Below are 9,022 nucleotides of genomic sequence, written 5' to 3'. Positions count from 1 at the left end.
ACCTCCACCCCGTGTTCCGCTATGTTGAGCGCCTGTCCGGGTCTCCCTGGTGTTGCCAGGGACCCGGACAGGCGCTCTACTTCGCGGAACTAGCCCAGCAGGTTACTTCGAGGCGCCGGCCTTCTCGCCGACCGGCTCCTCGGCGTCCTCGCTCTCGGCGGGCTGGCCGGCCTTCGTGCTCGCCTTGGTGCCCTTGACCGACGGGATGACCACGGTCGCCGTGCCGACGGGCACGGGCGTCGGGTTGCTCGGCGGGATCGACGCGGGCATCGAGCCCGTGTCGGTGGACTCGGGGACGTCGGGCTCGGCCTCGGTGCCGTCGCCGACGACGGCGAAGCGGGCCTGCTGCGCCGGGGTCGCCCCGGACATGCCCTTCGGCTTCGACGGCAGGGCGGGCTTGGCCGGAGCGGCCTCGGTCGGCGTACCGAGCATGCCCCGCAGCTCGTCCAGGTACGAGTTGATCGAGTCGTGCTGACGGGTCAGGTCCTCGAGCTGGTGCTGCGCGGCCGACCTGCTCGACTCCGCCTCGGCGCGAGCGTCGTCGATCGTCTGCTCGGCGAACTCCCTGGCCTCGGCCACGATGCGGTCCGCGGACTTGCGGGCATCTGCCACGAGGTCCTTGACGTAGACGTCGGACTCCGAGCGGATCTTCTCCGACTGCTCGAGAGCCACTGCCACGCGCTTCTCGGCCTCTGCTGCGTGCTCCTCTGCGGTGCTGACCAGCTTGGCCATCTCGGACTTCGCCGTCTCGTGCCGCTCGGCGAGCTCCTTCTCGACGCTCTCCTTGCGGTTGGCGATGTCGAGCTCGGCCTGGGCGAGTGCCGCACGGGCCTGCTCGCGCAGCTCCTCCATCTCGGTGGTGACGGCGTTGGCCGCCTCGGCCGCCTGGCGGCGTGCCTCCGAGAGGATCTGCTCGGACTCGGCCCGGGCGCTGGACAGCATCGCGGAGGAGTCGCGCTCGGCGGACTCACGCTGCTCGCTCGTCTGGGCGGCGACCTCGGAGCGGAGCTTGGCGGCGTCCGCCTCGGTCTTGACACGCAGCTCGGTGGTCTCGCGCTCGACGGTCGAGCGCAGGGTGCCGAGCTCGCGCTCGAGGCTGGCCCGGCGCTCGCTCTCCTCGGCGTTGATGGCGCTGGCGATCTGCGCGGACTCGCGCTCGGCGGAACCCACGAGCTCCTCGGCGCGGCGCTGCGCGGCCAGCAGGTGGCCCTCGGCCTCCGCCGCCATGGTGGTGCGGATCTCCTCGGCCTCGCGGCGGGCGCTGGCAAGCATCTCGGCGACCTCGGACTCGGCGCGCGAGCGCACCTGCCCTGCGGACAGCTTCGCCCGCGCCATGATGTCCGCGGCCTGCTGGTTGGCCTGGTTGATGATGTCGGTCGACTGGTCCTCGGCCGAACGCAGCAGCAGCTCGATGCGGGAGCCGAGGCCGGCGTACGAAGGCTTCTCGGTCTCGCGCAGATTGCGCTTGGCGTCGGTGAGGTCCTGCGTGAGCTGCATGGCGCGGCCGTCAGAGGCTTCGACCTGGCGCCGTGCCTCTTCGAGGGCGTGATTCAACCGGTCCAGATGCGCATGCACCTGATCGCGGTCGTATCCGCGCATTGCAGTCGGAAAGAGCGAGCGCTCGTCGGACACGGTGCAGACCTCCAGTGTCGGAACTTGGTGAGGCGCGGGTCAGGCTCCCCCCTGGGACGCGGCTTATACCGGCCGTCCGGCGCCCAGGATACGTGCCTTGTGCGGATGTGGATACTCCCGCTAGCGGATGCAATGTACGTATTGCATGGAATACTCTCGCTGGCCCGCGCGACCTGGCCTGCGCGATCCAGCCCGCGCGACGCCGGTGGCGGTTCAGGCGCGCTCAGTGAAGGAAGGGTGAGAATCCCGACCGAACCGCACAAGCACGCCCGTCATTGGACAGGGCTCCTCGTTCGGTCCCTATGCTGGAACATCCACCTGATCGACGGGCCGCGCGCCCAAAATTCGAAGGGAATCGGTGGTGCAACGCTTTCTGGCAATCCTCCTGATCCTTGCCGGACTCGGCGGGGTCGGTTACGGGGTTGCGACGGCAACCGTCCTGCGCGAGTCCGACACAGTTGTCGCGACGGCGACCCCCAGCGGCGACGGAACCATGGTCGTGACCGAGCCCGGTGTACTCGGCCTGGTCGACGACCAGGTGACCGTGCGGGCCACTGTCCCGGAGGGGCAGAAGGTCACGCTCGCGCTCGGGTCCGACGTCGACGTGCTCGGCTGGGTCGGCCAGGATCCCTACGACTCGGTGACCGGCCTGTCCTCCTGGGAGACGCTGAGCGTCGTCCCGGGTGCCGGTGCGGCCCCCGAGGGTGAAGCGGCAGAGGGCGAAGCGGCGGAGGAACCGGCCGGGAAGCCGGGCACCGGTCCTGATCCCGCTGGATCCGACATGTGGATCTCCGAGGTGACCGGCGAGACCACCGTCCAGATGCGCTGGACCGAGCAGCCCGGCCGCACTGTCCTGCTGGCCGCGGGCGTCGGCGAGGGCGCGGCTGCGCCCACGCTGGAGTTCACCTGGCCTCGTCCCGTGAACACCCCGTTCCTGTGGCCCGGCGTGCTGGGCGGTGGCTTCCTCCTGATCCTCGGTGTCTTCCTGGCCATCGGCGCACGTCGTAAGAACCGCGGCTCCGGCAAGGGGCGCTCGTCGTCCGCCGGCCGTACCCGGAAGACGGATTCCGACCTGTCGCGCCGGGACACGGTCTTCGAGGTGGACGGCGACCGGTCGAGCCCGGCCGCGCACGAGCCGCCCGCAGGTTTCCCGCCCGCGCTGGGCGACCCCGCCGACGGCGGTACGGCGGTCTACCCGCCGGCCGGCCGGGAGCTGCCGGGCCGCGACAGGCCGGGCCGCGACAGGCCCGAGCGCGGCAGGCCCGAGCACGAACCCGTGCGGCCGCCGGAACGTGGTCTGCCCGAACCCGAACAGGACCACACCCGCACCTGGGGTGCGCCGGCCCCGTTCGGCGGAGCGGCTCCCATCACTCCGCCCCCGGTTCCTGAGCAGGTTCCCGAACCGGTCTCCCCTGCGGCGTCCGTCCGCGGCATCCGGCGGCGCCGGGGCCAGGCACCCGGAGCCGCACCCGTGCCTACCGGGCAGCCGTCGGCAGAGCGGACGCCGTTCGGCGGCGTCGCACCCGAACAGGCACCGGCGTCGCCCCAGGCGCCGGCTGCCGCACGGGCCGAGCCGGCCGCGCCCGCGGCGTCGGGCAAGCCACTGACCCGACGCGAGATGCGCTTGCGCGAGCAGGCGCAGCTCAGGGCCGCGACGGGCGCCATGCCCACCGTGCCCGCGTCCGAACCCGAACCAGAGCCCGAGCCGGAGACACCGAGCAGCCGGGCTGCCGCGTGGCGCCAGACCTGGGGCGTCACCGGGAACGACGGAGGTAACTCATGAGACGCTCCACGACCCGCATCACGGCCGTGGTAGCAACCGTGCTCGCCACGGGTCTGCTCACCGGTTGTGCCGAGGAGCTGCCGACCCCGACGCCGGAAGCGCCTGTCGCCGAGGCGGTCGTCACGGAGTCCCAGGAGCGCAAGATCCTGGACGACGTGGCGAGCGTCGTCGGCAAGGTGACCAAGTCCAGCGAGGCGAAGTCGCTCGGTTCGCGCCTGACCGGGCCCGCGCTCGACATCCGCGAGACGCAGCTCAAGGTCGCCGCCGCCCGCCGCGACACCGAGCCGCTGACCGACCTGAGCATGACGATGCAGCAGGTCATCCTGCCGTCGGACCAGGAGTGGCCGCGCAGCAGCTTCGCCATCACGGTGCAGCCGAAGGACCTCACGACGCCCGTGCTGATGGCCTTCGACCAGGCCACCGCGCGCGACCAGTACAAGCTGTGGGGCTGGGTGCGCCTGCTTCCGGGCGTGACCATGCCACGGTTCGCGGAGCCACTGCTGGGCAGCCCGGCCGTCCTGCCGGACGACAAGAGCCTCAAGGTGACACCGGCCGACGCGATCAAGCAGTACGCGTCGGTGCTCACCGTCGACAAGAGCTCGAAGTACGCCGACACCTTCACCGACGACGACCTGCGCCAGTTCTTCCGGGACTACGGCAAGCTCCAGGTCGACGCGATCAACAAGGAGGACTGCGGCGGCGCCTTCAAGGTGGAGTACGAGCCCACGAAGGATCCGGTGAAGGCGGTCCGCACGGCAGACGGCGGTGCACTCGTGATGGCCGCGATGATCAGCCAGGAGACGATCACCGCCAAGGAGGAGGGCTGCGAGATCGGCCCGCCGACCGAGACGACCCAGGCGCTCTGGGGCAACACCACGGTGACCAACGTGGTCGAGGTCAACTACCAGGACATCGTGGCGATGTACGTGCCGCCCAAGGAGTCGGACGACCAGGTCAGCCTCGTCGGCTACGAGCACGTGCCGAGCTCGGTCGGTAACGGCTGATCAAGCCGGCGAACCGGTCAGCAGCCGCCGCTAGGGTGGCCTCCGTGAACCTACGGAGGCCACCCTTGCCGCTTTTCGAAGCTCTTTCCACGGCCTGTCGGCAGATCGTCCGACGGCGGGTCACCACACGCCTGGCCGTGACCGGCGTCGTAGCGGTGCTGGTCGCGGGCTGCACGGCAGAGCCGCCAGTCCCCGAGGCCGACGCACCGGTGGTCGCGGCGGTGGTCAGCGAGGCGCAGGAGCTGAAGATCCTGGACCGGGTCTCGACCGTCGTCGCGCAGGCGGACCAGGCCGAGGAGGCCAGCTCGCTGGCCGCGCGCCTGTCCGGGCCGGCGCTCGCCATGCGCGAGGCCGAGCTGAAGCTCGCCGCGGCCCGTGGCGACGGCGAGCAGCTGACCGACCTGTCGCTGGAGATGCAGCAGGTGGTACTGCCGTCCGAGCAGGGGTGGCCGCGCAGCAGCTACGGCATCGGTTTCGCGCCGAAGGACAAGGGCACGCCGGTCCTCGCGGCCTTCGAGCAGGCATCCGCACGGGAGCAGTACAAGCTCTGGGGCTACGTTCAGCTCCTGCCGGATGTCACCATGCCGCCCTTCGCGGAGGCTGCCCTGGGCAGCCCGGCGGTCACGGTGGACGACACGACGCTCAAGGTGGCACCCGAGGCCGCCGTCGAGCAGTACGCGTCGGTGCTGACGGACGACGAGCGCTCGCGGTACGCCGAGAGCTTCACCGACGACTACGTCCGCCGGCTGATCCGCTCGTACGGCGAGCTCCAGGTCGGCGCCATCGAGGCGAAGGACGGCCGGGGCGTCTTCGAGATCGAGTACGCGCCCACGAACGACCCGGTCAAGGCGGTCCGTACGGTCGACGGCGGCGCACTGGCCCTCGGGGCGCTGACCAGCCAGGAGACGGTCCGGGCCGAGGAGAACTGGAAGCTCGGCCCGCCCACGCCGTCGGCCAGGGCACTGTGGGGCTCCGCCGAACAGACCAACGTGGTGCGGATCGCCTACCGGGACGTCGTGGCCCTGTACGTGCCGCCCAAGGACTCGGACGCCCCGATCAGCGCGGTCGGCCACCACCGGGTGCCCTACGCCGTCTCGAACGACTGACCGCGGGGCGGCCGGGGTGACCGTCGGCCGATTCTCGCTGAGAGCGGAGTCGGCGGGTGAGCGCCCGCACGGTCATTAAGATTGCCCCATGAGCAGTCCGTCCCCTCAGCCCGGGCCCGCCCGGAGCGCACAGCCCGAGTTCGCGGTGCGCGGCGCCGTCGACCTGTCCGCCCTCAACCGACCCCAGGCTCCGCCGCCCGGCGAACCCGGCGGCGCCCCCGAAGCCGGTGGCTTCGTCGTGGACGTCAGCGAGGCGAACTTCGAGCAGCTGGTTCGTGACTCGTCCACCTATCCGGTGGTGATGCTGATCTGGATCCCGACCGACCAGGCGAACGCCGAGCTCGGCGTCACGCTGGGCCGCCTCGCCGACGAGTACGGCGGGCGGTTCCTCCTCGGCCGCGTCGACGCGCAGGCCTACCCGCAGGTCGCCGCCGCGTTCCAGGTGCAGGGTGTGCCAACGGTGGTAGCGGTGCTACAGGGCCAGCCCCTGCCGCTGTTCCAGGGCGCGGCGGAGGAGCAGCAGATCCGCGGTGTGCTGGACCAGGTACTGGCGGCCGCCGAGCAGAACGGCGTCAAGGGCCGCGTCCCGGGCGCCGCGCCCGTGGCGGACGAGGTCGAGGCCGAGGAGCTGCCACCGCTGTCGCCGCTCCACCAGGAGGCGTACGACGCGATCGAGCGCGACGACCTGGACGCCGCCGTGGCCGCCTACGAGAAGGCCCTGCGGCAGGACCCCAAGGACTCGGACGCGACGGCCGGCCTCGCGCAGGTGCGCCTCATGCAGCGCACGCGGGACGCCGACCTCGCCGCGGCGCGCAAGGCCGCGGCGGACGCGCCGTCCGACGTCGACGCCGCGCTCGCCGTCGCCGACCTGGACATGCTGGGCGGCAAGGTGGACGACGCGTTCGCGCGGCTGCTCGACCTGCTGCCCGGCGCGGACGCCGACGACAAGGAGAAGCTCCGCGTACGGCTGCTGGAGCTGTTCGAGCTCGCCGGCACGGGGGACCCGCGGGTGAGCAAGGCGCGCAAGCGCCTGGCGATCAGCCTCTACTGACCTCCGGCCCGGAGCACTCCTTCGAGGCCTAAGTTTCTTCGCTCTCAGGCGGCTGAGGAGCGAGAAACTTAGGCCTCGAAGGGGATGCGGGCCGGGGGAGTCAGCGGGCCGCCGGGGTCTCCGGGACGAGGACAAGGGCGCCCAGCGGGGGCACCCGGACCACTGCCGACCATGCGCGGCCGTGGTGGGGCACCGGTTCGGCCTGGACGCGGCCCATGTTCCCCACACCTGAACCGCCGTAGACGGTCGCGTCGGTGTTCAGCGCCTCGCGCCACGCGGAGGCGGCGGTCGGCTCGACGGAGGTGGTGCGGGTCCCGACAGTCTCGACCAGCGAGGATTCGACTGACGGCGAGGCAGAGTCGGCAGACCGCGACGAAGCCTCGGCCAGCGGCAGCGTCGGCAGCGGCAGCCGGTAACCCTCGTGGGGCACGCCCGCGAAGTTCACGACCACCACCACGGGGTCGCCCGAGCGCGACCGGCGCACGTAGGCCAGCACGTTGTGGTCGGCGTCGTCACCCTCGATCCACTCGAACCCGGTGTGGTCGAAGTCCAGCTCCCACAGCGCGGGCGTCGCGCGGTAGAGCGCGTTCAGGTCCCGGACCAGGTGCTGCACGCCCGCGTGCCCGGCATCGCCGAGCAGGTGCCACGGCAGCCCGTCCGACTCGGACCACTCGGACTCCTGCGCGAACTCGCACCCCATGAACAGCAGCTGCTTGCCCGGATGGGTCCACTGGTAGGCGAGGAAGGACCGTACGCCAGCGAGCTGCTGCCACCGGTCGCCCGGCATCTTCCCCAGCAGCGACCCCTTGCCGTGCACCACCTCGTCGTGGCTGATCGGGAGCACGAACTGCTCGGTGAACGCGTACACCAGCGAGAACGTGAGCTCGCCGTGGTGGTAACGCCGGTTGTACGGGTCCTCGGCCAGGTAGCGGAGGGTGTCGTTCATCCAGCCCATGTTCCACTTCAGGCCGAAGCCCAGCCCTCCGCTCGAGGTCGGGCCGGTGACCTGGGGGAACGCCGTCGACTCCTCGGCGATCATCATGACGCCGGGCGTGCGCCGGTAGGCCGTCGCATTGGTCTCCTGCAGGAACGCGATGGCCTCCAGGTTCTCCCGCCCGCCGTGCACGTTGGGGGCCCACTCGCCCTCCTTGCGGGAGTAGTCGAGGTAGAGCATGGAGGCGACGGCGTCCACGCGCAGCGCGTCGACGTGGAACTCCTCGAACCAGTAGGTCGCGTTCGCCACCAGGAAGTTGCGCACCTCCCGCCGGCCGAAGTCGAAGATCAGCGTGCCCCAGTCCTGCTGCTCGCCGCGCCGGGGGTCGGGGTGCTCGTACAGGGGCGCGCCGTCGAAGCGGGCGAGGGCGAACTCGTCGCGCGGGAAGTGCGCGGGCACCCAGTCGAGGATGATGCCGATCCCCGCCTGGTGGAGCCGGTCCACGAGGTGGCGGAAGTCGTCGGGCGAGCCGAACCGAGAGGTCGGCGCGTAGTAGCTGGTGACCTGGTAGCCCCACGAGCCCCCGTACGGGTGCTCCGCGACGGGCAGCAGCTCGACGTGCGTGAACCCCTGCTCGCTGACGTAGGCGGTCAGCTGCTCCGCGAGCTCGCGGTAGCCGAGGCCGGGCCGCCACGAGCCCAGGTGCACCTCGTACACGCTCAGCGGCGCGGAGTGCGGATCGGTCGCGGTCCGCGCGGCGATCCACGCGTCGTCGTGCCACTCGTGGCTCGAGGCGGTCACGACGCTCGCCGTCGCGGGCGGCAGCTCCGTCGCCTTGGCGAGCGGGTCCGCCTTGGCGCGCCAGACGCCGTCGGCCCCGAGGATCTCGTACTTGTAGCGCAGGCCCGGGCCGACGTCGGGCACGAAGAGCTCCCAGACGCCTGTGGAACCGAGCGACCGCATGGGGTGGGTGCCGCCCCAGCCGTTGTGGTCGCCCACGAGCCGTACGCCGCGGGCGTTCGGCGCCCACACGGCGAAGGCGACCCCGGCGATGTCGCCCGTCGCGCTCGGGTAGCGGTGCGGGTTGGCGCCGAGCACCTGCCAGAGCTGCTCGTGCCGGCCCTCGCCGATCAGGTGCAGGTCCACCTCGCCGAGGGTGGGCAGGAACCGGTACGGGTCGTCGGACGTCCAGGTGTCCGTGCCCGACCGGGTGCGGATGCGGTAGTCGGGAGCGTTTCTGATCCCGTCCGCGCCCTCCGTCGTGGGCACGACGGCGGCCCACACCCCCGCACCCTGGTGGGTCGCGGCCACCTCCGTGTCGCCGTCCGGGCCGGAGGTGGTCACGACCACCTCGTCGGCAAGCGGCCGTAGGGCGCGTACCACCGCCCGGGGCCCATCGAGAAGATGGGGGCCGAGCACGGTGTGCGGATCGTGGTGGGTTCCGGACGCGATAGCGGTCAGGACCTCGAGGTCGACGTCGGGCAGATCTGCCATGGGTTCACCTTTCCATGA

At 71.5% G+C, this 9,022-nt stretch carries 6 protein-coding genes; 4 read left to right on the top strand and 2 right to left on the bottom strand.

Features of this window, described 5'->3' with window-relative positions; translation table 11 throughout:
• Positions 1–102: 102 nt before the first annotated feature.
• Positions 103–1,632, bottom strand: coding sequence for a DivIVA domain-containing protein (locus tag AB0F70_RS22620; RefSeq protein WP_357453654.1), 1,530 nt, complete (start codon positions 1,630–1,632; stop codon positions 103–105).
• A gap of 361 nt (positions 1,633–1,993) precedes the next feature.
• On the opposite strand from AB0F70_RS22620, the gene AB0F70_RS22615 reads away from it, so the two are divergent.
• The 4 genes from AB0F70_RS22615 to AB0F70_RS22600 all read left to right on the top strand — a co-directional run bounded on the left by AB0F70_RS22615 (position 1,994) and on the right by AB0F70_RS22600 (position 6,576).
• Positions 1,994–3,415, top strand: coding sequence for a hypothetical protein (locus AB0F70_RS22615; protein ID WP_357453651.1), 1,422 nt, complete (start codon positions 1,994–1,996; stop codon positions 3,413–3,415).
• Entirely contained in the window at positions 3,412–4,419 is a 1,008-nt protein-coding gene (locus AB0F70_RS22610) for a hypothetical protein (protein WP_357453648.1), read from the top strand. The genes AB0F70_RS22615 and AB0F70_RS22610 overlap by 4 nt, the downstream gene beginning before the upstream one ends.
• Before the next feature lie 137 nt (positions 4,420–4,556).
• Positions 4,557–5,525 (top strand): hypothetical protein, encoded by a 969-nt coding sequence (locus tag AB0F70_RS22605; RefSeq protein WP_357453646.1) that lies wholly within the window; start codon positions 4,557–4,559, stop codon positions 5,523–5,525.
• Between the two features lie 88 nt (positions 5,526–5,613).
• The gene (locus tag AB0F70_RS22600) at positions 5,614–6,576 is read left to right on the top strand and encodes a tetratricopeptide repeat protein (RefSeq protein WP_357453643.1); all 963 of its coding nucleotides are present in this window, start codon (positions 5,614–5,616) and stop codon (positions 6,574–6,576) included.
• A gap of 100 nt (positions 6,577–6,676) precedes the next feature.
• On the opposite strand, the gene glgB is transcribed toward AB0F70_RS22600, so the two are convergent.
• Positions 6,677–9,004 (bottom strand): 1,4-alpha-glucan branching protein GlgB, encoded by a 2,328-nt coding sequence (glgB, locus tag AB0F70_RS22595; RefSeq protein ID WP_357453640.1) that lies wholly within the window; start codon positions 9,002–9,004, stop codon positions 6,677–6,679.
• Positions 9,005–9,022: the final 18 nt, after the last annotated feature.

The sequence above is a fragment of the Promicromonospora sp. NPDC023805 genome (assembly GCF_040639635.1).
Taxonomy (GTDB): Bacteria; Actinomycetota; Actinomycetes; order Actinomycetales; family Cellulomonadaceae; genus Promicromonospora.
Note: the sequence above shows the minus strand (reverse complement) of the source record. Positions and strands in the feature narration are given on the sequence as shown.

Excerpts from the sequence above, each read along its gene's own strand:
- AB0F70_RS22610 (WP_357453648.1), top strand. The coding sequence starts at position 3,412 with ATGAGACGCTCCACGACCCGCATCACGGCCGTGGTAGCAACCGTGCTC.
- AB0F70_RS22600 (WP_357453643.1), top strand. The coding sequence starts at position 5,614 with ATGAGCAGTCCGTCCCCTCAGCCCGGGCCCGCCCGGAGCGCACAGCCC.
- glgB (WP_357453640.1), bottom strand. The coding sequence starts at position 9,004 with ATGGCAGATCTGCCCGACGTCGACCTCGAGGTCCTGACCGCTATCGCG.